Source organism: Streptomyces sp. NPDC058289 (assembly GCF_042880975.1).
Classification (GTDB): Bacteria; Actinomycetota; Actinomycetes; order Streptomycetales; family Streptomycetaceae; genus Streptomyces; species Streptomyces stoeckheimensis.
Map to the genome: position 1 here is coordinate 1 of NZ_JBHVYI010000008.1, position 22282 is coordinate 22282.

A 22282-nucleotide genomic window follows, 5' to 3' on the forward strand; every position below is an offset into this window, starting at 1 on the left:
GTGGACGCACTGCTCGGCGTGGCCCTGTAGGCCGATCCAGCCCCTCCGGCGTTCGAGGAGGGGGGTCCGGGGCGGAGCCCGCGGAAACGGAGAAAGGGCGGGGCGGGGAGAAAATCCCCGCCCCGCCCTTTCGCGTTCCGGCTACGCCTCCGGAGGCGTCTCATCCTCGTCCGGCGAGGCCGCCGGAGGGCCCGGGGGCTCGTCCCCGGACCCGGACGGCTCCGGCTTGCGCTTCGGCGTCCGGGGCAGCCCGCCGGAGGTGTCCCGCAGGTACGACCCGTCCCCCGGATCCGGCGCGGCGGACGGATCCCGCCGCCGCAGGTACCGCTCGAACTCCCGGGCGATCGCATCCCCGGACGCCTCGGGCAGATCGGCGGTGTCCCGCGCCTCCTCCAGCGTCTGGACGTACTCCGCCACCTCGCTGTCCTCGGCGGCCAGTTGGTCCACGCCCAGCTGCCACGCCCGCGCGTCCTCGGGGAGTTCGCCCAGCGGGATCCGGATGTCGATCAGATCCTCCAGCCGGTTGAGCAGCGCGAGGGTCGCCTTCGGGTTCGGCGGCTGGGACACGTAGTGCGGCACCGCCGCCCACAGGGACACCGCCGGCACCCCGGCATGGGTGCAGGCCTCCTGGAGGATGCCCACGATCCCGGTCGGGCCCTCGTACTTGGTCTCCTCCAGGTCCATCGTCCGCGCCAGATCCGCGTCCGAGGTCACCCCGCTGACCGGCACCGGGCGCGTGTGCGGGGTGTCGCCCAGCAGCGCCCCCAGGATGACGACCATCTCCACGCCCAGCTCGTGGGCGAAGCCCAGGATCTCGTTGCAGAACGAACGCCACCGCATGGACGGTTCGATGCCCCGCACCAGCACCAGGTCGCGCGGTTTGGTCCCGCCGATCCGGACCACCGACAGCCGGGTCGTCGGCCACGTGATCTTCCGCACCCCGTTGTCCAGCCACACCGTCGGCCGGTTGACCTGGAAGTCGTAGTAGTCCTCGGCGTCCAGAGCCGCGAAGACCTCGCCCTTCCACTCCCGGTCCAGGTGTGCGACCGCACCGGAGGCCGCGTCACCCGCGTCGTTCCAGCCCTCGAACGCGGCCACCATGACCGGGTCGATCAGCTCGGGCACGCCCTCAAGCTCGATCACCCAGGTCTCCTTCCGAAGTTCCCTTGTGTACGTGGGTCAGCCTAAGCCTTGATGAGGCACCGGCCACAGCCCACGACAGAGGGGCGGTTCCCCCTGGAACCGCCCCTCTGCCCGTTCACGCCACTGCTTATGCCTTGCGGGCCAGCATCTCCTCGACCCGGCCGCGCACTTCGGCGCTGTCCAGACCGCGGACCGTCACCGTCGTACGGCGGCGCAGCACGTCGTCCGCCGTCTCGGCCCACTCGTTGTCCCGGGCGTAGGCGACCTGCGCCCAGATCTCCGGCCCGTCCGGGTGGATCCGCTCGGCCAGCGCCGGGTCCTCGTTGGCGAGGCGCGCGATGTCGAAAGCCAGCGAACCGTAGTGCGAGGCCAGGTGGCGCGCGGTCAGCGGGTCCATCCGGGAGCCCGGCTCGCGGTCCACGAGCAGCCGGTGCGCCACCGCGTTCGGGTTGGCGACACCGGGCAGCGCGATCCTTCGTACGAGGGACTTCACCGGCTCCATGTCCTCGGTCAGCGGGCTGCCCGGCAGCTTGGCCAGCTTGTCCATGACCACGCGGCCGATGTGCCGGTACGTGGTCCACTTGCCGCCGGCCACCGACAGCATGCCGCCCGCACCCTCGGAGACGACCGTCTCGCGCTTGGCCTTCTCGACCCCGCCGGGTCCGCCGGGCAGCACGCGCAGGCCCGCGAAGGCGTACGTCATCAGCGAGCGGTCCAGATCGGCGTCCTTCACCGAGAAGGCCGCCTCGTCCAGGATCTGCTGGATGTCGCCCTCGGTGGCGCGCACGTCCGCCGGGTCGCCCTCGTACACCTCGTCCGTGGTGCCCAGCAGCAGCTGGTCCTCCCACGGCAGGGCGAAGGTGATGCGGTACTTGTCGATCGGGGTGGCCATGGCGGCCTTCCACGGCGACTTGCGCTTCATCACGATGTGCGCGCCCTTGGAAAGGCGGATGGACGGCATCGAGTGCTTGTCCTCCATGCGCCGCAGGTGGTCCACCCACGGGCCGGTGGCGTTCAGCACGACACGGGCGTCCACGCCGAACTCGGTGCCGTCCAGGCGGTCCTTGAGCTCGGCGCCCGAGACCCGGCCGCGCGTCATGCGCAGACCGGTGACCTCGGCGTGGTTCAGGACGACCGCGCCCGACTCGACGGCCGCGCGGACCGTCATCACGGCGACGCGCGAATCGTTCATCTGGTGGTCGTAGTAGACCGCGACGGCCTTGAGGTTGTCCGTCTTCAGACCCGGGTTGTCGGCGGCGGCACGGGCCGGAGAAATGATCTTGCCCATGCCGTCGCCGAAGGCCGACAGCGCCGAGTACGCGAACACGCCCGCGCCCAGCTTCGCCGCGCCCACCGGACCGCCCTTGTACACCGGGAGGTAGAAGGTGAGCGGGTTGACCAGGTGCGGGGCCACGTCCTTGGCCAGTACCCGGCGCTCGTGGTGGTTCTCGGCGACCAGCTTGACCGAACCGGTCTGCAGGTAGCGCAGGCCGCCGTGGACGAGCTTGGAGGAGGCCGAGGAGGTGGCGCCGGCGAAGTCGCCGGCGTCCACCATGGCGACCCGCAGACCCGACTGCGCGGCGTGCCAGGCCACCGAGGTGCCCAGGATGCCACCGCCGATGACCAGCAGGTCGTACGTGGCCTTCGCCAGCTGCTCACGGGTCTCGGCGCGGCTCGCGTTCGAACCGGCGGTCGGGTGCGTACCCAGGGTGGGAACGCTCTGCAGGGTGCTCATATCCGTTGACTCCTACTTACTCGTCGAATTGCGCCGGCCGTGCGGTCAGCTGGCGTCTTCGTCGTCGACCCAGCCCATGGACCGCTCGACGGCCTTGAGCCAGCTCTTGTACTCGCGCTCCCGCTGCTCGGCGGGCATCCGCGGGGTCCACTCCGCCGCGCGGCGCCAGTTGGCGCGCAGGGCGTCGGTGTCGGGCCAGAAGCCGACGGCCAGGCCGGCGGCGTAGGCGGCGCCGAGGCAGGTGGTCTCGGCGACCATCGGGCGCACCACGGGGGCGTCCAGGAAGTCCGAGAGCGTCTGCATCAGCAGGTTGTTGGAGGTCATGCCGCCGTCGACCTTGAGGGCGGCGAGCTCGACGCCCGAGTCCTTGGTCATGGCGTCGGTGATCTCGCGGGTCTGCCAGGCGGTGGCCTCCAGGACGGCACGGGCGATGTGCGCCTTGGTGACGTACCGGGTGAGGCCGGTGATCACACCGCGGGCGTCGGAGCGCCAGTACGGGGCGAACAGGCCGGAGAAGGCCGGCACGAAGTACGCGCCGCCGTTGTCCTCGACGGAGGAGGCCAGGGTCTCGATCTCGGCCGCGGACTTGATCAGACCCATCTGGTCGCGCATCCACTGGACGAGCGAGCCGGTGACGGCGATGGAGCCCTCCAGCGCGTAGACCGGCTTCTGGTCGCCGATCTGGTAGCCGACCGTGGTCAGCAGGCCGCTGTAGGAGTTGATGATCTTGTCGCCGGTGTTCATCAGCATGAACGTTCCGGTGCCGTACGTGGACTTCGCCTCGCCCTCGGCGAAACAGGTCTGGCCGAACAGCGCGGCCTGCTGGTCACCGAGCGCCGAGGCGACCGGGACACCCGCGAGGACGCCCTCCTTGACGTGGCCGTAGACCTCGGCGGAGGACTTGATCTCCGGGAGGACGTTGAGCGGGACGCCCATGGACTCGGCGATCTTCTCGTCCCAGGCCAGGGTGTGCAGGTTCATCAGCATGGTGCGCGAGGCGTTGGTGACGTCGGTGACGTGCACACCGCCCTGGGGGCCGCCGGTGAGGTTCCAGATGACCCAGGAGTCCATGGTGCCGAAGAGGATGTCCCCGGCCTCGGCGCGCTCGCGCAGGCCCTCGACGTTGTCGAGCAGCCAGCGGACCTTGGGGCCGGCGAAGTAGCTCGCCAGCGGCAGGCCGGTCTCGCGGCGGAAGCGGTCCTGGCCGACGTTGCGGCCGAGCTCCTTGCACAGGGCGTCGGTGCGGGTGTCCTGCCAGACCAGTGCGTTGTGGACCGGCTCGCCGGTGTGGCGGTCCCACAGCAGGGTGGTCTCGCGCTGGTTGGTGATGCCGACGGCCTTGACGTCGGCGGAGGTGAAGCCCGGAATGTCCTGGGCGGCCTTGGCGATGGCCCCGGCGACGACCTCCTGGACGTTGGTCCAGATCTCGGCGGCGTCGTGCTCGACCCAGCCCGGCTTCGGGAAGATCTGCTCGTGCTCCTTCTGGTCGACGGCGACGATGCGGCCGTCACGGTCGAAGACGATGCAGCGGGAGGAAGTGGTGCCCTGGTCGATCGCGGCGATGAAGGGGCCGGTGCTGGTGGTCATGGTGGCTGCTCCTGGCAGGTGTCGAAGTAGGCGGAATCAGAATGGCGGTGCGGGAGGTGCCGTGGTGCCGATTGCTGATCAGGCGAACGCGATGTTGTACAGACCGCCGGCGAGCGCGGCACCCGCGAGGGGGCCGAGGACCGGGATCCAGGAGTAGCTCCAGTCCGAGCCGCCCTTGTTGGGCAGCGGCAGCAGGGAGTGGACGATGCGCGGGCCGAGGTCGCGCACCGGGTTGATGGCGTAACCGGTCGGGCCGCCGAGCGAGAGGCCGATGCCGACCACCACGAACGAGGTGATCAGGACGCCGATCACGCCGAGGCCCTTGCCGTCGTCCTGCAGGCCCTGGGTCAGGATGGCCAGGACCAGGACGGCGGTGCCGATGATCTCGGTCGTCAGGTTCTGGACGACGTTGCGGATCTCGGGGCCCGTGGAGAAGATCCCGAGCACCGGGCCGGCCACGTCGTGCGGGTGCGGGTCCTCGGGACCGAGCTTGGCGTCACGGATGTGCTCCGGGTCGGCCAGGTGCGCCTGGAACTGACCGTAGTAGGCGAGCCACATCAGCACCGCGCCGATCATGGCGCCGAGCAGCTGGCCGGCGAAGTAGACCGGCACGTCGCCCCAGGCGCCGTCCTTGATCGCGATGCCGACGGTGACCGCCGGGTTCAGGTGCGCACCGGAGAGCGGCGCGGAGACGTAGGCGGCGATCAGGACGGCGAAACCCCAGCCGAAGGTGATCGCGAGCCAGCCGGCGCCGCGGGCCTTGGAGCTCTTGAGCGTCAGGGCGGCGCACACGCCGCCACCGAGCAGGGTGAGCAGGGCGGTACCGATGGTCTCGCCGATGAAGATGTCGGAGCTGGACACCCGCGACTCCTTTGTCGTTCAGGGGTGGTGGCCGCCGGGTCCCTCCGGCGGTCCACGCACTCGGTGAGTGCTGCACCGGTCCTTGGCCTTGCCACACCCTAACGCGTATTGCCGGTAGGTGTTCGGCATTGCCGACCGATGAACGGCAGTTTTCCGCCCGGGTGAAGCGGGCGTCAAGGGTTGACCAGGTCAATGAGCCGGATCGTTACCGGCCGGTGTGATCGAACAAAACGCGCCAATAAGTGATCATCAAACGCCAAAAACCACCCAAATGCCACTTTGACGTGGCTCTTGAGTGGTCAAGGCAGAGCAATAGGCGTCACGCCAAGGTCAGAACCGGCCCGCCCCGAGATCGCGCGAAACCGCCCGCGCGCAGTCCCGTACGGACGCCACCAGGGACGCCCGCGGCTCCCCGGACTCCCCGCACACCCGTTCCACCGCGCCCGCGACGGCGACCGCGCCGACCGGCATCCTGCGCCGGTCGTGGATGGGGGCCGCGATCGAGGCGATCCCGCCCCACGTCTCCTCGACGTCGTCCGCCCAGCCCCGGGCCCGGATCAGCCCCAGCGCCTCCTCGAAGGCGACGCCGTCGGTGACCGTGCGGGGGGTGAACGCCTCCCGCTCCACCTCCAGGACCTGCGTGTGCGCCACCGGGTCGTACGCGGACAGCACCTTGCCCAGAGCCGTGGAGTGCAGCGGCTGCATGGCGCCCACCTCCAGCACCTGACGGCTGTCGTCGGGCCGGAACACGTGGTGCATGATCAGCACCCCGCTCTTGTGCAGCACCCCCACGTACACGCTCTCCCCGCTCGCGCGGGCCAGATCGTCCGTCCACACCAGTGCGCGCGCCCGCAGCTCGTGGACGTCCAGATAGCTGTTGCCCAGGCGCAGCAGTTCCGCGCCGAGCTGGTAGCGGCCCGAGGCCGGGTCCTGCTCCACGAAGCCCTCGGCCTGCAGCGTGCGCAGGATCCCGTGGGCCGTGCCCTTGGCCAGGCCCAGGGAAGAGGCCACGTCCGAGAGCCCCAGCCGGCGCTCGCCGCCCGCCAGGAGCCGCAGCATCGCAGCGGCTCGTTCGAGCGACTGGATGTTCCGTGCCATCGCGCAGCCTCCTGCTGACGTAGTTCGACAATGCTGAACACTATCGGTCGATGCCGACTTCGTGCATGACGAGGACGAGTGTCCCGGGGCCGAGCCGTCCAGGACACCCCGGCCGAAAGCCGCCGCCCCCCGGGCACAGAATGCAGTCCGCCACGTGGGACGCCCTCACCGGGGCCGGTTGTGCACCGTTACCCTGGCCGCGTGCACCCTTGACACAGAGGGGGTGCAAAGCCGACAGCCGTCGCATCCCAGGGAGCTCAACCATGGCCTCGTTGCCGAACCCGCCCGCAGACACCCAGACCCGGGCCGATGCCCTCCGTGAGGCGCTGGCGACCCGTGTGGTCGTCGCCGACGGAGCCATGGGAACCATGCTCCAGGCCCAGGACCCCACCCTGGACGACTTCGAACAGCTCGAAGGCTGCAACGAGGTCCTCAACGTCACCCGCCCCGACATCGTGGCCAACGTGCACCGCGAGTACTTCGAGGCCGGCGTCGACTGCGTCGAGACCAACACCTTCGGCACCAACTACGCCGCCCTCGCCGAGTACGACATCGCCGACCGCAACCTCGAGCTGTCGGTCGCCGGCGCCCGGATCGCCCGCGAGATCGCCGACGAGTTCACCGCCTCCACCGGACAGCAGCGCTGGGTCCTCGGCTCGATGGGCCCCGGCACCAAGCTCCCCACCCTGGGCCACATCGACTACGGCACCATCCGCGACGCCTACCAGATCAACGCCGAGGGCCTGATCACCGGCGGCGCCGACGCGCTCCTCGTGGAAACCACCCAGGACCTCCTGCAGACCAAGTCCTCCATCGTCGGCGCCCGCCGCGCCATGGAGGCCCTCGGCGTCTCCGTCCCGCTGATCTGCTCCGTGACCGTGGAGACCACCGGCACGATGCTCCTCGGCTCGGAGATCGGCGCCGCGCTCACCGCGCTGGAGCCCCTGGGCATCGACATGATCGGCCTGAACTGCGCCACCGGCCCCGCCGAGATGAGCGAGCACCTGCGCTACCTTGCGCGCAACTCCCGCATCCCGCTCTCCTGCATGCCCAACGCGGGCCTGCCGGTCCTCGGCAAGAACGGCGCGCACTACCCGCTGTCCGCGAGCGAGCTCGCCGACGCCCAGGAGACCTTCGTCCGCGAGTACGGACTCTCCCTGGTCGGCGGCTGCTGCGGCACCACCCCCGAGCACCTGCGCCAGGTCGTGGAGCGGGTCCGCGGCCTGAACCCGGCCGTCCGGGACCCCCGTCCCGAGCCCGGCGCGTCCTCGCTCTACCAGACCGTCCCGTTCCGCCAGGACATCTCCTACATGGCGATCGGCGAGCGGACGAACGCCAACGGGTCGAAGAAGTTCCGCGAGGCCATGCTCGAAGCCCGCTGGGACGACTGCGTGGAGATGGTCCGCGACCAGATCCGCGAAGGCGCCCACATGCTCGACCTGTGCGTGGACTACGTCGGCCGCGACGGCGTCGCCGACATGCAGGAGCTCGCCGGACGCTTCGCGACCGCCTCCACCCTGCCCATCGTCCTGGACTCCACCGAGGTCCCCGTCCTGCGGGCCGGCCTGGAGAAGCTCGGCGGCCGCGCCGTCATCAACTCCGTGAACTACGAGGACGGCGACGGCCCCGAGTCCCGCTTCGCGAAGGTCACCCGCCTCGCCCAGGAACACGGCGCCGCGCTGATCGCCCTGACCATCGACGAGGAGGGCCAGGCCCGCACCGTCGAACACAAGGTCGCCATCGCCGAGCGCCTCATCGAGGACCTCACCGGGAACTGGGGGATCCTCGAGTCGGACATCCTCATCGACACCCTGACCTTCACCATCTGCACCGGCCAGGAAGAGTCCCGCAAGGACGGCATCGCCACGATCGAGTCGATCCGCGAGCTCAAGCGCCGCCACCCCGACGTCCAGACCACGCTCGGCCTGTCGAACATCTCCTTCGGCCTCAACCCGGCCGCCCGCGTCCTGCTGAACTCCGTCTTCCTCGACGAGTGCGTCAAGGCCGGCCTGGACTCCGCGATCGTGCACGCCTCCAAGATCCTGCCGATCGCCCGGTTCGACGACGAGCAGGTCACCACCGCCCTCGACCTGATCTACGACCGGCGCGCCGAGGGCTACGACCCCCTGCAGAAGCTGATGGCCCTCTTCGAAGGCGTCAACACCAAGTCGATGAAGGCCGGCCGCGCCGAGGAACTCCTCGCCCTGCCGCTCGACGAGCGCCTGCAGCGCCGCATCATCGACGGCGAGAAGAACGGCCTGGACGCCGACCTCGACGAGGCCCTCCAGACCCGCCCGGCCCTCGACATCGTCAACGACACCCTCCTGGAGGGCATGAAGGTCGTCGGCGAGCTGTTCGGCTCCGGCCAGATGCAACTGCCGTTCGTCCTCCAGTCCGCCGAGGTCATGAAGACCGCGGTGGCCCACCTGGAACCGCACATGGAGAAGAGCGACGACGAGGGCAAGGGCACCATCGTCCTGGCCACCGTCCGCGGCGACGTCCACGACATCGGCAAGAACCTCGTCGACATCATCCTGACCAACAACGGCTACAACGTCGTCAACATCGGCATCAAGCAGCCGGTCTCCGCGATCCTCGAAGCCGCGCAGGAACACAAGGCCGACGTCATCGGCATGTCCGGCCTGCTGGTCAAGTCCACGGTGATCATGAAGGAGAACCTGGAGGAGCTCAACCAGCGCAAGCTGGCAGCCGACTACCCGGTCATCCTCGGTGGCGCCGCCCTCACCCGCGCCTACGTAGAACAGGACCTCCACGAGATCTACGAGGGCGAGGTCCGCTACGCCCGCGACGCCTTCGAGGGCCTGCGCCTGATGGACGCCCTCATCGCCGTCAAGCGCGGAGTCCCCGGCGCCAGCCTCCCCGAACTCAAGCAGCGCCGCGTCGCCAAACGCGACACCCCCACCCTCGTCGAGGAGACGGAAGAGCCGGGCGGCCGCTCCGACACCTCCACCGACAACCCCGTCCCCACCCCGCCGTTCTGGGGCACCCGCGTCGTCAAGGGCATCCCGCTCAAGGACTACGCCTCCTGGCTCGACGAAGGCGCCCTCTTCAAGGGCCAGTGGGGCCTCAAGCAGGCCCGCGCCGGCGGAGCCACCTACGAGGAACTCGTCGAGAGCGAAGGACGCCCCCGGCTGCGCGGCCTCCTCGACAAGCTGCACACCGAAAACCTCCTCGAAGCCGCCGTCGTCTACGGCTACTTCCCCTGCGTCTCCAAGGGCGAGGACCTGATCATCCTCGACGAAGCCGGCAACGAGCGGACCCGCTTCACCTTCCCGCGCCAGCGCCGCGGCCGCCGCCTGTGCCTCGCCGACTTCTTCCGCCCCGAAGACTCCGGCGAAACCGACGTCGTCGGCCTCCAGGTCGTCACCGTCGGCTCCAAGATCGGCGAGGCCACGGCCAAGCTGTTCGAGTCCGACTCCTACCGCGACTACCTGGAGCTCCACGGCCTCTCCGTCCAGCTCGCCGAGGCCATGGCCGAGTACTGGCACGCCCGCGTCCGCGCCGAACTCGGCTTCGGCGGCGAGGACCCCGCCAAGGTCGAGGACATGTTCGACCTGAAGTACCGCGGCGCCCGCTTCTCCCTCGGCTACGGCGCCTGCCCCGACCTGGAGGACCGCGCCAAGATCGCCGACCTCCTCCAGCCCGAGCGCATCGGCGTCCACCTCTCGGAGGAGTTCCAGCTCCACCCCGAACAGTCCACCGACGCCATCGTCATCCACCACCCCGAAGCGAAGTACTTCAACGCACGCTGAGAAGTACTTCAACGCACGCTGAGAAGCACCCCAAAGCGCGCTGAGACGCACCCCAACGCACGCCGAGACGTAATTCAACGCACATCGAGACGGACCGGCGTACACTAGTCGGTCCCATACAGGCCGGTCACCTGTTCCCCCGGGCACGCCCCCGGAGGCGAGGTGACCGGCCTTCTCGTCCCCAACGGACCCCCGGAAAGGTGCGCGCATGACGAGCACAGTCCCCGCCCCCGTCGCCCGTACGGCCGACGGACACGCCCTGCAGGCGGTGCTGCTCGACATGGACGGCACCCTCGTCGACACCGAGGGCTTCTGGTGGGAGATCGAAGTCGGCGTCTTCGGCGAACTCGGCCACCGCCTCGACGAATCCTGGCGCGACGTCGTCGTCGGCGGCCCCATGACCCGCAGCGCCGGCTTCCTCATCGCATCCACCGGCGCAGACATCGGCCTCGCCGAACTCACCGTCCTGCTCAACGAGCGCTTCGAAGCCCGCATCGCCGACCGCGTACCCCTCATGCCCGGCGCCGAACGCCTCCTGAGCGAACTGGCCCGGCACAACGTACCCACCGCCCTGGTCTCCGCCTCCCACCGGCGCGTCATCGACCAGGTCCTGCTCACCCTCGGCCGCGACCGCTTCACCATGACCGTCGCCGGCGACGAGGTCACGCGCACCAAGCCGCACCCCGACCCCTACCTCCTCGCCGCCCACACCCTCGGCGCCCACCCCTCCCGCTGCGCCGTCATCGAGGACACCGCCACCGGCGTCGCCGCCGCCGAAGCCGCCGGATGCAGGGTCGTCGCCATCCCCTCCGTAGGCCGGATCGCACCCGCCCCGGGCCGCACCATCGTCGACTCCCTCGAAGACGTCGACCTGCCCTTCCTGCGCTCCCTCATCACTCCGCTGAACTGACCGCGCACGCTCCGTACCGGGAGATCCGCCCCCAGGACCAAGGTCCCGCGGGCGGATCTCCCGCGCACTTCCCCGGAGGCCGAAATTCCATCCCTACCGGGGGAGTTGTCCCGGGTGACCTTTGTCACCCGCAACGACCCCTTCGCACCACTGCGCGCCCTCCCGCACCACCCCTTGTGTCCCCATTGATCAGCACCTGACCGAATCTGCGCACCACCCGCGCACACCCCCCGGTCAACTCCCGCGACAGAGCGACAACACCCCCGCGCCACACGGTTCAAGCCACCCCTCCGCAGGCCACTAATGTCGATACGGGCACTGCGCCGCACCTCAGCCGTCCCGGACACACACCCCTGTTTCCGGAACCGCGTGGACCGATCGTCACACCACCGGCCCGATCGTTCCGCCCAGAACGGGCGACCGTCGCGATGCCCTCCACGCCAGCTTTGAACAAGCGCCGGGTCGAGGGAGTACTTCCAGCATGAACCGCAAGACCATGGCGCTGACGGCAGCCGCCGGACTGCTCACCCCCGCGCTGACCGCCTGCGGCAGCACCAGCGGCGCAGGAGCAGGATCCGGAACGATCGTCGTCGGCACCACCGACCGGTTCGAGGCAGCCGACTACGCCCCCGCCCCGCTCGACCCCGCCTACGCCTACGACGCCGGCGCCTGGAACATCCTCCGCCAGACCGTCCAGACGCTGATGCACACCCCGCGAGGCGGCGGCCAGCCCGTCCCCGAAGCAGCACACGACTGCCGCTTCACCGACACCGGCAACGAGAGCTACCGCTGCGTCCTGCGCCCCGGCCTCACCTTCGCCGACGGCAGCCCCCTCACCGCGCAGGACGTCAAGTTCTCCATCGAACGCGTCCTCGCCATCAAGGACGAGAACGGCCCCTCCTCGCTGCTCTCCACCGTCGACACCGTCGAGACCAAGGGCGCCGACACCGTCGTCTTCCACCTCAAGACCGCCGACGCCACCTTCCCGCAGAAGCTCTCCACCCCCGCCGCCGGCATCGTCAGCGCCAAGAAGTACGACGCCAAGAAGCTCCGCACCGGCTTCACCGTTGACGGCTCCGGCCCCTACACGATGAAGGCCGAAGTCAAGGACAACCGCCTCGTCCGCGCCGTCTTCAGCAAGAACCCGCACTACAAGGGCGACCTCAAGCTCCAGAACGACAAGGCCGAACTGCGCACCTTCGACGACTCCGACGCCATGGGCAAAGCCCTGGAACGCGGCGCCGTCCACATGGTCTCGCGCACCCTGTCGCCCGCCCAGATCACCGAACTCTCCGCCACGCCCCCCAAGGGCATCAAGCTCGTCCCCATGCCCGGCCTGGAGATCCGCTACATCGGCTTCAACACCGACGCCCCCGGAGTCAAGGACAAGGCCGTACGCCAGGCCCTCGCCGCAGCCGTCGACCGCAACGCCCTCATCACCAAGGTCTACGGCAAGTCCGCGCAGCCCCTGTACTCACTGGTCCCCACCACCGTGAGCGGCCACGTCAACTCCTTCTTCAACAAGTACGGCGAAGCCAACACCGCCAAGGCCGCCGACCTGCTGAAGGCCGCCGGGATCAAAACCCCGGTCAAGCTCACCCTCAACTACACCAACGACCACTACGGCGACGGCACCGCGGCCGAGTTCGAAGCCCTCAAGACCCAGCTGAACTCCACCCAGCTCTTCGACATCACCGTCCAGGGCGCCGACTGGGCCGCCTTCAGGCCCGCCCAGAAGAAGGGCGACTACGCCGCCTACGGGCTCGGCTGGTTCCCCGACTACCCCGACGCCGACAACTTCCTCGCCCCCTTCCTGGAGCAGGACAACTTCCTCGGCACGCCGTACGCCAACACCACGGTGCGCACCAAGCTCATCCCCGAATCGCGCCGCGCCGTCGACCGGGGCGTCGCCGGACCCGCGATCGCGGAGATGCAGGACATCGTCGCCGAGGACGTCCCCGTCCTGCCCCTGTGGCAGGGCAAGCAGTACGTCGCCGCACGCGACGGGATCACCGGAGTGGAGTGGTCGGTCAACGCCATCTCCGACCTCCAGCTGTGGGAACTCGGCCGCGGCGTCAGCGGCTGACACCCCCGGCACCAGGCCCCGGTGCCCACACCCCCGGCACCAGAACCAGACGAGCCAGTAAGACTGAGAAGGATGTTCGCGTGAAGACACGGAACCAGTGGTTGGCAGCCCCCCTCGGAGCGGCCACCGCCGCCGCGCTGCTGAGCGGTTGCGGTGCGACGGACGGCTCCAACGCCGGCAGCGGCAAGGGCGTCGTCATGGGCATATCCGACAAGGTGAAGGCCACCGACCCCGCCTCGGGCTACGACCCCGGCTCCTGGCTGCTCTTCAACAACGTCTTCCAGTCCCTGCTCAGCTTCCCCAAGGGCGGCACCAACCCCGAACCCGACGCCGCACAGTCCTGCGGCTTCGAGGGCAGCGAGAGCAAGACCTACGTCTGCACCCTGCGCGGCGGCCTGAAGTTCAGCAACGGCAACGGCCTCACCTCCAAGGACGTCAAGTACTCCTTCGAGCGCACCCTCAAGATCAACGACGAGAACGGCCCCGCCGTCATGCTCGCGTCGATCGGCACCATCGACACCCCCGACGACAAGACCGTCGTCTTCCACCTCAAGGCCCCCGACGCGACCTTCCCCAGCAAGATCGCATCCGGCGCAGGCTCCATCGTCGACCACACCCAGTACCCCGCGGACAAACTCCGCACCGACGGCAAGGCCTTCGGCTCCGGCGTCTACAAACTGGACTCCATCAACGACAAGAGCGCCGCCTTCTCCGTCAACGACACCTACAGCGGCAAGGCCAAGCCGAAGAACAGCGGCGTCACCATGAAGTTCTTCAACGAGGACCAGGCCGCCCTCAAGAAGGTCCTCGAAAGCGGAGACGTCGACTTCGCCTTCCGCGGCCTCGCCGCCAAGGACATCGCCGGCCTCGCCACCCAGAGCGGCGACCAGAAGGTCGAAGTCGTCCAGGGCGCCGGCGCCGAAGTCGAACACCTCGTCTTCAACACGAGCGACCCCGTCGCCGGAAAACTCCCCGTGCGCAAGGCCATCGCCTACCTCGTCGACCGCGAAGCCCTCGTCCGAGAGGTCTACGACGGCACCGCCACCCCCCTCTACTCCATCGTCCCGGCCGGCATCGCCTCCCACACCACCGCCTTCTTCGACCGCTACGGCGGCACCCCCCAGCCCGAGAAGGCCAAGGCCACCCTCCGCGCAGCCGGCATCAAGGACAAGGTCAAGATCACCCTGTACTCGACGCCCACCCGCTACGGCCCCTCGACCGACCAGGAATTCCAGCTCATCGCCAAGCAGCTCAACGACAGCGGCCTCTTCGAAGCCGACGTCAAATCCGTCGAGTTCGGGCAGTACGAGAAGGACATCCAGGAAGGCAAGTACGGCGTCTACGTCAAGGGCTGGGTCCCCGACTACCCCGACGCCGACAACTTCACGCAGCCCTTCTTCGGCCCCGACAACGTCCTGCACAACAACTACGACAACAAGGAGATCACCGGGACGATCATCCCGTCGACCTCCGCGAAGTCCGACCGCTCCTCCGCCAGCGGCGACTACGCCCGCCTCCAGGACATCGTCGCCGACGAGATCCCGCTGCTCCCGCTCTGGCAGAGCAAGCAGTACGCCGTCACCCGCCCGAACGTGACCGGCCTGCAGTGGTCCCTCGACGCCTCCACCGTCTTCCGCTTCTGGGAGATCAGCAAGGGCTGAGCACCCCCGTCACGACAACGGACCCGCCTCCGCACCCAGCGGAAGCGGGCCCGTACCCGTATCTGCGCAACAGCGACCCGAACCGCCTACTGACCGGCCCCCGGACGCACCAGACCGCTCTCGTACGCGTACACCGCCGCCTGCACCCGGTCACGCAGACCCAGCTTCGTCAGCACGTGACCCACATGCGTCTTCACCGTCGTCTCGCTCACGAACAGATCCGCCGCGATCTCCGCATTCGACAACCCCCGGGCCACCAGCTTCAACACCTCGACCTCACGCTCCGTCAACGAAGCGATCATGTCCGGAACGCTGTCCTCACCCGACGGCAGATGCCCCGCGTACTTGTCCAGCAACCGCCGCGTGATGCTCGGCGCCAGCATCGCCTCGCCACCCGCCACCACCCGGATCGCCTGTACCAGCTCCGCGGCCGGCGCATCCTTCAGCAAGAACCCACTGGCCCCCGCCCGCAGCGCCTCCACCACGTACTCGTCCAGATCGAACGTCGTCAGCACCAGCACCTTCGCCGGACCGTCCCGCCCCGGACCCGTGATCTGCCGCGTCGCCTCCACCCCGTCCATCCGCGGCATCCGGATGTCCATCAGCACCACATCGGGCTGCAACGCCCGCACCTGGTCCAACGCCTGCAGACCGTCCCCGGCCTCACCGACCACCGCCAAGTCCTGCTCGGCCTCCAGGATCATCCGGAAACCGGTGCGCAGCAGCGGCTGATCATCGACCAGCAGTACGCGGATCGCCACGGGGTCTACCTCGCGTTCAATCGGATGCATTCGGACCCCAACGGGGAACCCCGCCCATTCTGCCCTGCCACCAAGATCAGGATTCGCCCCGCCCGGCGGACGGCAGCGCCAGCGGATAGACCGGGGGAGTACCACCGAACTCCGGACACACCGCCTGATGATCACACCAGCCGCACAGCTTCGACTGCCGCGGCCGCCAGTCACCCGTCTCCGTCGCCTCCCGGATCGCCTCCCACAGCGCCAGCAGCTTGCGCTCCATCCGCTCCAGATCCTCGATCACCGGGTCGTACGTCACCACGTCCCCACTGCCCAGATACACCAGCTGCAGCCGCCGCGGCACCACCCGCTTCAACCGCCACACCACCAGCGCGTAGAACTTCATCTGGAACAGCGCACCCTCGGCATACTCCGGCCGCGGCGCCTTCCCCGTCTTGTAATCGACGATCCGCACCTCACCCGTCGGCGCCACGTCCACCCGGTCGATGATCCCGCGCAGCCGAAGCCCCGACTCCAGCTCCGTCTCCACGAAGAACTCCCGCTCCACCGGCTCCAGCCGCGTCGGGTCCTCCAACGTGAACCACCGGTCCACCAACGCCTCGGCCTCACCCAGCCAGCGCGCCAGCCCCGCCCCCTCGTCACCCGCCGGGAACAGCTCCGTCAGCTCGGGCTTCGACTCCAGCAGCCGGTCCCACTGCCCCGGGATCAACGCCTTCGCCCGCGGCGCCGTCCGCTCCTCGGCAGGGTGGTCGAAGAGCCGCTCCAGCACCGCGTGCACCAACGTCCCCCGCGTCGCCGCCGCACTCGGCTTCTCCGGCAACTTGTCGATCACCCGGAACCGGTACAGCAACGGACACCGCATGAAGTCGCTCGCCCGCGAAGGCGACAGCGAAGAAGGAGCCGCGGCCACCGCTTGCGCGGGCACGCGACCGGGCACGGGACTGGGTACGGGACCGGTCACTGCATCGTCCGGATCGCCACCGGGGCTCGTCGTCATAGACAAAACCCTACGACCCGCCACCGACAGCACGCGCATACCATCGACGCCGACCCCCCTCGCACTGCATGATCGGAGCATCACACCGCGCAACGGCGCACCCCGACACCACGGGAAAAAGACACCAGAACCACCGGCGCACCACCGCACCGGACAGCAGCGAACGAAGGACAACCGTGGCAGACACCGACGAAACCGGCGAGCGCGCGGGCCGGCGCTCAGGACCGGGCGGCGGACTCCTCATGGGCCGCCCCTTCGGCGTGCCCGTCTACGTCTCGCCCAGCTGGTTCCTCGTCGCCGCCCTCATCACCTGGGTCTTCGGCGACCAGCTCGACCGGATCCTGCCCGACCTCGGCATCCTGCGCTACCTCGTGGCCCTCTTCTTCGCCGTCGCCTTCTACGCCTCGGTCCTCGTCCACGAACTCGCCCACACCATCGCCGCCCTCCGCTTCAAACTCCCCGTACGCCGCATCCAGCTCCAGTTCTTCGGCGGCGTCTCCGAGATCGAGAAGGAATCCGAAACCCCCGGCCGCGAATTCGTCCTCGCCTTCGTCGGCCCCCTCCTCTCCCTCCTCCTCGCCGGCGCCTTCTACCTCGGCATGAAATCCGTCGAACCCGCCAGCGTCCCCGGCGTCCTCCTCGCCGGCCTCATGATCTCCAACCTCCTCGTCGCCGCCTTCAACCTCCTCCCCGGCCTCCCCCTCGACGGCGGCCGCATGCTCCGCGCCGTCATCTGGGGCATCACCGGCAAACCCATGACCGGCACCATCGCCGCCGCCTGGGCCGGCCGCGCCCTCGCCGTCGCCGTCCTCCTCGGCCTGCCCCTCCTGAACTACACCGGGACCCTCGGCAACCCCACCGACGACATCGGCGGCATGGACACCGTCATGGACGCCCTCCTCGCCGCCATCCTCGCCGCCATCATCTGGACCGGCGCCGGCAACAGCCTCCGCGTCGCCCGCCTGCGCGAACACCTCCCGGAACTCCACGCCCGCAAACTCACCCGCCGCGCCGTCCCCGTCGAAAACGCCACCCCCCTCTCCGAAGCCCTCCGCCGCGCCAACGAAGCCGGCGCCCGCGCCCTCGTCATCGTCGACGGACTCGGAGACCCCACCGGCATCGTCCGCGAGAGCGCCATCGCCTCCGTCCCCGAACACCGCCGCCCCTGGGTCGCCGCCGGCACCCTCGCCCAAGACCTCACCGACGGCATGAAGGTTTCAGCGGACCTCACCGGCGAAGAACTCCTCGACCACCTCCGCACCACCCCCGCCACCGAATACCTCGTCCTCCAGGCCGACGGCGCCATCTACGGCGTCCTCTCCACCCTCGACGTGGAAAAGGCCTTCGTGAAGGCCATGGCGCGGCCCCAGTCCTGAAGCCAATACACTGGTCACATGTCCGAACCGACCGGTGCCGCCCGCCGACGCGGGCCCTTCGAGGTCGGGGACCAGGTACAGCTCACCGACCCCAAGGGCCGCCACTACACGTTCACGCTCGAAGCCGGGAAGAATTTCCACACCCACAAGGGTTCCTTCCCGCACGACGAGCTGATCGGCTCCCCCGAGGGAAGCGTTGTCCGTACCACGGGCAACGTCGCCTACCTCGCGCTGCGTCCCCTGCTCCCCGACTATGTCCTTTCCATGCCCCGCGGTGCCGCCGTGGTCTACCCCAAGGACGCAGGCCAGATCCTGGCCTTCGCCGACATCTTCCCCGGCGCCCGAGTCGTCGAAGCAGGCGTCGGCTCCGGCTCCCTGAGCAGCTTCCTGCTGCGCGCCATCGGCGACCAGGGCATGCTCCACAGCTACGAGCGCCGCGCGGACTTCGCCGAGATCGCCACCGCCAACGTCGAGCGCTACTTCGGCGGCCCGCACCCCGCGTGGCAGCTGACCGTGGGCGACCTCCAGGACAACCTGTCCGACACGGACGTCGACCGCGTGATCCTCGACATGCTCGCCCCCTGGGAGTGCCTGGAGGCCGTCTCCAAGGCGCTGGTCCCCGGCGGCATCCTCTGCTGCTACGTGGCCACCACCACCCAGCTCTCCCGGACCGTCGAATCCATCCGCGAGTTCGGCTGCTACGCCGAACCGCAGCCCTGGGAATCGATGATCCGCAACTGGCACGTCGAGGGCCTGGCCGTCCGCCCGGACCACCGCATGATCGGCCACACCGGCTTCCTCGTCACCGCCCGCCGCCTCGCGGACGGCGTCGAGCCCCCCATGCGCCGCCGCCGCCCCTCCAAGGGCGCCTACGGCGAGGACTACGACGGCCCCGGCAGCCAGTCCGCCGCCAAGACCGCCGACACGGCCGAGGCCGCCGAGACTGGCGACCGTAGCTGACGACGAGGACCGGCCCGCCACCCGGCAGGCCGCCCCGCCCCACCAACAAACAGACGCTGTGGCGCAGTTCCCCCCGAACAACCGGGAACTGCGCCACAGCGTCTTTTCGTTGTCCTGCGGGACGGCCCCGCGCGAGCGCCCAGGCCGGCCCGGACCCACCCGTTCCACCCCGATGTGAGGTGTGGCACGATGCTGGCTCCCCGTCACCCTTCGCACAGGAGACACCCCGCGTGCCGCAAAGCCCCGCCGAGCCGGCGCCGAGCACCCCCACCCCGGCGCACCACCGGGCCCGGCCCGTCCACTGGCTGGCCACCGCCTCGGCCCTGGCCGCCGTCATAGCCGGCGCCGGACTCCTGCAGCCCGACCCGGCCACCGGAGCCTCCGCAGACCCGGTACGCCCCACGGGCCCCACCAGCTCTACGACTCCCGCGAGCCCCGCGAAGGGCCCCGACGCGGCCGCTCCCGACGCGCACGCCATCACGTACCCGTTGGACTGCAAAGGAGCCCCGCAAGCCGTCACGGCCACCGCCGAAGGCGACCTCGACGGCGACGGACACCCCGAAACCGTCGCGGCCGTCCGCTGCGACGCCGGCTCGGGCACCCCGCCCCACGCGATCTACGTCCTCGCACAGGACACGACGAAAGCCGCGAAACCCCGCGTCGTCGCCACACTCCTCGAAGCCGGCCGCAAGCAGACCGCGACCGATCTCACCGTCCGCGAGGGCCTCGTCACCGCGAGCCTCCTCGGGTACTCCTCGCCCGAAGTGCCCCGCTACAGCCCCGACACCAAGCAGCTCGCCAAGTGGCGCTGGACCGGCGGAAAATTCCGCCAGGAGCTTACGGACTCGACCCCCACAGGTGTTTGAAGCGTCACTCCGCGTCTGGACCGAAAACTTCGACCCTGTCCGAAACCCGCCTTACGTGGATGCAATCCCCGGGACATTCCTTCGCGGAATCCACCACGTCCTGCAGCAGCACCAGCGGAACCGGAGTGGTCGCCCCCGCCTCCACGAGCAACTCGTCGGCAGGGCTCTTCACGTACGCCAGACCATCGATGTCCAGCTCGAACACCTCCGGTGCGTACTGCACACAGATGCCGTCGCCAGTGCAGAGGTCCTGGTCGATCCAGACCTCGAGCGGCTCTCCGGCCACGCCGGCGGCACCCGCGTTCTGCCCGGTGGCTGCCTCCTGCTGCACGGTCATATCTCCTGCCGTTCCCTGCTCTGAGTGATCCATCCCGGTCACAACGCGCAGCAAGTCGCACGAGCTCTGACGGGTGTTGAACAGTTCGACCTTACAACCGGCTGCTTTCCGATGTTGATGGGTGGGTATTTCCTTGACGGGAGGGAGTACGCAAGGGTGAAGATCGGACACACCCCTACCGTCTTTGTGATCTAGGGGTTTCAATCACCACCAGCCCAGGTAGGGTCAGAAAGCGTCCAGCTCCCCTTGGAGGAGGTGAGGACCGTGGCAGCCCACGACGACGACATCAACCGCGGCATCCGGCCCGGGCGAGGGTCTGAGGACCCCGCCGGCCAGGTTGCCTATCTCGAGCAGGAAATCGCCGTCCTGCGACGTAAGCTCGCCGACTCTCCGCGACACACGAGGATTCTCGAAGAGCGGATCGTCGAGCTCCAGACAAACCTGGCAGGCGTCTCCGCACAGAACGAGCGGCTGGCGAACACCCTGCGCGAGGCCCGCGACCAGATCGTGGCCCTCAAGGAAGAAGTCGACCGGCTCGCACAGCCGCCGGCCGGCTTCGGAGTCTTCCTGCAGTCGAACGAAGACGGAACCGTCGACATCTTCACCGGCGGCCGAAAGCTCCGAGTGAACGTGAGCCCCAGCGTCGAACCGGAAGACCTCCGGCGCGGCCAGGAGGTCATGCTCAACGAGGCCCTCAACGTGGTCGAGGCCATGGAGTTCGAACGGGCCGGGGACATCGTCACCCTCAAGGAAATCCTCGAGGACGGCGAGCGCGCCCTGGTGGTCGGGCACACCGACGAGGAAAGGGTGGTGAGGCTCGCCGAGCCGCTCCTGGACGTCACCATCCGCCCCGGCGACTCCCTGCTGCTCGAACCCCGCTCCGGCTACGTCTACGAGATCGTCCCCAAGAGCGAGGTCGAAGACCTCGTCCTCGAAGAGGTCCCGGACATCGACTACGACAAGATCGGCGGCCTGGGCGACCAGATCGAACTGATCCGCGACGCCGTCGAGCTCCCCTACCTCTACCCCGACCTCTTCAAGGAACACGAACTGCGGCCCCCGAAGGGCATCCTGCTCTACGGCCCCCCCGGCTGTGGCAAGACGCTCATCGCCAAGGCCGTGGCCAACTCCCTTGCCAAGAAGGTCGCCGAAGTCACCGGCCAGCCCACCGGGAAGTCCTACTTCCTGAACATCAAGGGCCCCGAACTCCTCAACAAGTACGTCGGCGAGACCGAGCGGCACATCCGCCTCGTCTTCCAGCGTGCGAGGGAGAAGGCGAGCGAGGGCACCCCCGTCATCGTCTTCTTCGACGAGATGGAATCCCTCTTCCGCACCCGCGGATCCGGAGTCAGCTCGGACGTGGAGAACACCATCGTCCCCCAGCTGCTCGCCGAGATCGACGGCGTGGAAGGCCTGGAGAACGTCATCGTCATCGGCGCCTCCAACCGCGAGGACATGATCGACCCGGCCATCCTGCGCCCCGGCCGGCTCGACGTGAAGATCAAGATCGAGCGCCCCGGCGCCGAGGCCGCCAAGGACATCTTCGCGAAGTACCTCAAGGCCACCCTGCCCCTGCACACCGACGACCTCGGCGAGCACCAGGGCTCCACGGCCGAAACCGTCCACAGCATGATCCAGACCGTCGTCGAGCAGATGTACGCCGAAACCGAGGAAAACCGCTTCCTCGAGGTCACGTACGCCAACGGTGACAAGGAAGTCCTCTACTTCAAGGACTTCAACTCGGGCGCGATGATCCAGAACATCGTGGACCGTGCGAAGAAGATGGCCATCAAGGCCTTCCTCGAGCACAACCAGAAGGGCCTTCGCGTCGCCCATCTCCTCCAGGCTTGCGTGGACGAGTTCAAGGAGAACGAAGACCTGCCCAACACCACCAACCCCGACGACTGGGCCCGAATCTCCGGAAAGAAGGGCGAGCGGATCGTATTCATCCGCACCCTCGTCACCGGAAAGCAAGGCGCGGACACCGGACGATCCATCGACACGGTGGCCAACACCGGTCAGTACCTCTGACAAAGCGGGCCGGGGGGCGGTGGCCCGGCAAGGCCCCCCCCCCCCCCAGGGTTTACCAAACCAAGAATTAAGACGCCAACACGGCCGCCCCGGGGCCCCCCCC

At 68.9% G+C, this 22282-nt stretch carries 16 protein-coding genes; 8 read left to right on the forward strand and 8 right to left on the reverse strand.

All coding sequences use genetic code 11. The annotated features are described in order from the left end of the window. Nucleotides 1-141 precede the first annotated feature (141 nt). The 5 genes from ACFVX6_RS05610 to ACFVX6_RS05630 all read right to left on the reverse strand — a co-directional run bounded on the left by ACFVX6_RS05610 (nucleotide 142) and on the right by ACFVX6_RS05630 (nucleotide 6424). A complete protein-coding gene (locus ACFVX6_RS05610; protein WP_389688271.1) occupies nucleotides 142-1143 on the reverse strand; it encodes a PAC2 family protein in 1002 nt (333 codons plus the stop codon). A gap of 127 nt (nucleotides 1144-1270) precedes the next feature. Further along, nucleotides 1271-2878 carry an FAD-dependent oxidoreductase gene (locus ACFVX6_RS05615; RefSeq protein ID WP_389688273.1) on the reverse strand — a complete coding sequence of 536 codons (1608 nt, stop codon included), beginning with the start codon at nucleotides 2876-2878 and terminating at the stop codon, nucleotides 1271-1273. 45 nt (nucleotides 2879-2923) lie between these two features. Further along, nucleotides 2924-4465: a glycerol kinase GlpK gene (gene glpK / locus ACFVX6_RS05620; protein ID WP_389688275.1), complete on the reverse strand. Its 1542-nt coding sequence runs from the start codon at nucleotides 4463-4465 to the stop codon at nucleotides 2924-2926. Nucleotides 4466-4543: 78 nt separating this feature from the next. Then, a complete protein-coding gene (locus ACFVX6_RS05625) occupies nucleotides 4544-5326 on the reverse strand; it encodes an MIP/aquaporin family protein (protein WP_389688277.1) in 783 nt (260 codons plus the stop codon). Nucleotides 5327-5656: 330 nt separating this feature from the next. Beyond that, nucleotides 5657-6424, reverse strand: a complete 768-nt coding sequence (locus ACFVX6_RS05630) for an IclR family transcriptional regulator (protein WP_389688279.1) — start codon at nucleotides 6422-6424, stop codon at nucleotides 5657-5659. 263 nt (nucleotides 6425-6687) lie between these two features. On the opposite strand from ACFVX6_RS05630, the gene metH reads away from it, so the two are divergent. The 4 genes from metH to ACFVX6_RS05650 all read left to right on the forward strand — a co-directional run bounded on the left by metH (nucleotide 6688) and on the right by ACFVX6_RS05650 (nucleotide 14854). Beyond that, complete coding sequence (gene metH, locus ACFVX6_RS05635) at nucleotides 6688-10197, forward strand: methionine synthase (RefSeq protein ID WP_389688281.1); 3510 nt, start codon at nucleotides 6688-6690, stop codon at nucleotides 10195-10197. Nucleotides 10198-10405: 208 nt separating this feature from the next. Further along, nucleotides 10406-11107, forward strand: a complete 702-nt coding sequence (locus ACFVX6_RS05640) for an HAD family hydrolase (protein ID WP_389688283.1) — start codon at nucleotides 10406-10408, stop codon at nucleotides 11105-11107. 481 nt (nucleotides 11108-11588) lie between these two features. Further along, complete coding sequence (locus ACFVX6_RS05645; protein ID WP_389688285.1) at nucleotides 11589-13193, forward strand: ABC transporter substrate-binding protein; 1605 nt, start codon at nucleotides 11589-11591, stop codon at nucleotides 13191-13193. An 80-nt stretch (nucleotides 13194-13273) separates the two neighbouring features. Beyond that, nucleotides 13274-14854 carry an ABC transporter substrate-binding protein gene (locus tag ACFVX6_RS05650; protein WP_389688287.1) on the forward strand — a complete coding sequence of 527 codons (1581 nt, stop codon included), beginning with the start codon at nucleotides 13274-13276 and terminating at the stop codon, nucleotides 14852-14854. 86 nt (nucleotides 14855-14940) lie between these two features. On the opposite strand, the gene ACFVX6_RS05655 is transcribed toward ACFVX6_RS05650, so the two are convergent. Then, nucleotides 14941-15615, reverse strand: a complete 675-nt coding sequence (locus tag ACFVX6_RS05655; RefSeq protein ID WP_254384765.1) for a response regulator transcription factor — start codon at nucleotides 15613-15615, stop codon at nucleotides 14941-14943. A 76-nt stretch (nucleotides 15616-15691) separates the two neighbouring features. Continuing rightward, nucleotides 15692-16609, reverse strand: coding sequence for a RecB family exonuclease (locus ACFVX6_RS05660; RefSeq protein WP_389688289.1), 918 nt, complete (start codon nucleotides 16607-16609; stop codon nucleotides 15692-15694). A gap of 176 nt (nucleotides 16610-16785) precedes the next feature. Here ACFVX6_RS05660 and ACFVX6_RS05665 point away from each other — a divergent pair, with 176 nt between their 5' ends. The 3 genes from ACFVX6_RS05665 (at nucleotide 16786) to ACFVX6_RS05675 (ending at nucleotide 19811) form a co-directional block, all read left to right on the forward strand. Next, nucleotides 16786-17985 carry a site-2 protease family protein gene (locus tag ACFVX6_RS05665; RefSeq protein ID WP_389688291.1) on the forward strand — a complete coding sequence of 400 codons (1200 nt, stop codon included), beginning with the start codon at nucleotides 16786-16788 and terminating at the stop codon, nucleotides 17983-17985. Nucleotides 17986-18003: 18 nt separating this feature from the next. Continuing rightward, complete coding sequence (locus ACFVX6_RS05670) at nucleotides 18004-18945, forward strand: tRNA (adenine-N1)-methyltransferase (RefSeq protein WP_389688293.1); 942 nt, start codon at nucleotides 18004-18006, stop codon at nucleotides 18943-18945. A gap of 230 nt (nucleotides 18946-19175) precedes the next feature. Then, a complete protein-coding gene (locus ACFVX6_RS05675; RefSeq protein ID WP_389688295.1) occupies nucleotides 19176-19811 on the forward strand; it encodes a hypothetical protein in 636 nt (211 codons plus the stop codon). A gap of 4 nt (nucleotides 19812-19815) precedes the next feature. Here the strand turns inward: ACFVX6_RS05675 and ACFVX6_RS05680 are convergent, their stop codons facing one another. Then, the gene (locus ACFVX6_RS05680; protein WP_351382354.1) at nucleotides 19816-20148 is read right to left on the reverse strand and encodes a ferredoxin; all 333 of its coding nucleotides are present in this window, start codon (nucleotides 20146-20148) and stop codon (nucleotides 19816-19818) included. 264 nt (nucleotides 20149-20412) lie between these two features. On the opposite strand from ACFVX6_RS05680, the gene arc reads away from it, so the two are divergent. Further along, on the forward strand, nucleotides 20413-22179 hold the full coding sequence (arc, locus tag ACFVX6_RS05685) for a proteasome ATPase (protein ID WP_250740357.1): 1767 nt from the start codon (nucleotides 20413-20415) through the stop codon (nucleotides 22177-22179). The last annotated feature ends 103 nt before the right edge of the window (nucleotides 22180-22282 follow it).

What these genes read in the sequence shown, in the direction of transcription:
- ACFVX6_RS05615 (WP_389688273.1), bottom strand. Translation starts at nt 2,878, where the DNA reads ATGAGCACCCTGCAGAGCGTTCCCACCCTGGGTACGCACCCGACCGCC.
- ACFVX6_RS05640 (WP_389688283.1), top strand. Translation starts at nt 10,406, where the DNA reads ATGACGAGCACAGTCCCCGCCCCCGTCGCCCGTACGGCCGACGGACAC.
- glpK (WP_389688275.1), bottom strand. Translation starts at nt 4,465, where the DNA reads ATGACCACCAGCACCGGCCCCTTCATCGCCGCGATCGACCAGGGCACC.
- ACFVX6_RS05660 (WP_389688289.1), bottom strand. Translation starts at nt 16,609, where the DNA reads ATGACGACGAGCCCCGGTGGCGATCCGGACGATGCAGTGACCGGTCCC.
- ACFVX6_RS05645 (WP_389688285.1), top strand. Translation starts at nt 11,589, where the DNA reads ATGAACCGCAAGACCATGGCGCTGACGGCAGCCGCCGGACTGCTCACC.
- metH (WP_389688281.1), top strand. Translation starts at nt 6,688, where the DNA reads ATGGCCTCGTTGCCGAACCCGCCCGCAGACACCCAGACCCGGGCCGAT.
- ACFVX6_RS05680 (WP_351382354.1), bottom strand. Translation starts at nt 20,148, where the DNA reads ATGACCGTGCAGCAGGAGGCAGCCACCGGGCAGAACGCGGGTGCCGCC.
- ACFVX6_RS05670 (WP_389688293.1), top strand. Translation starts at nt 18,004, where the DNA reads ATGTCCGAACCGACCGGTGCCGCCCGCCGACGCGGGCCCTTCGAGGTC.
- ACFVX6_RS05630 (WP_389688279.1), bottom strand. Translation starts at nt 6,424, where the DNA reads ATGGCACGGAACATCCAGTCGCTCGAACGAGCCGCTGCGATGCTGCGG.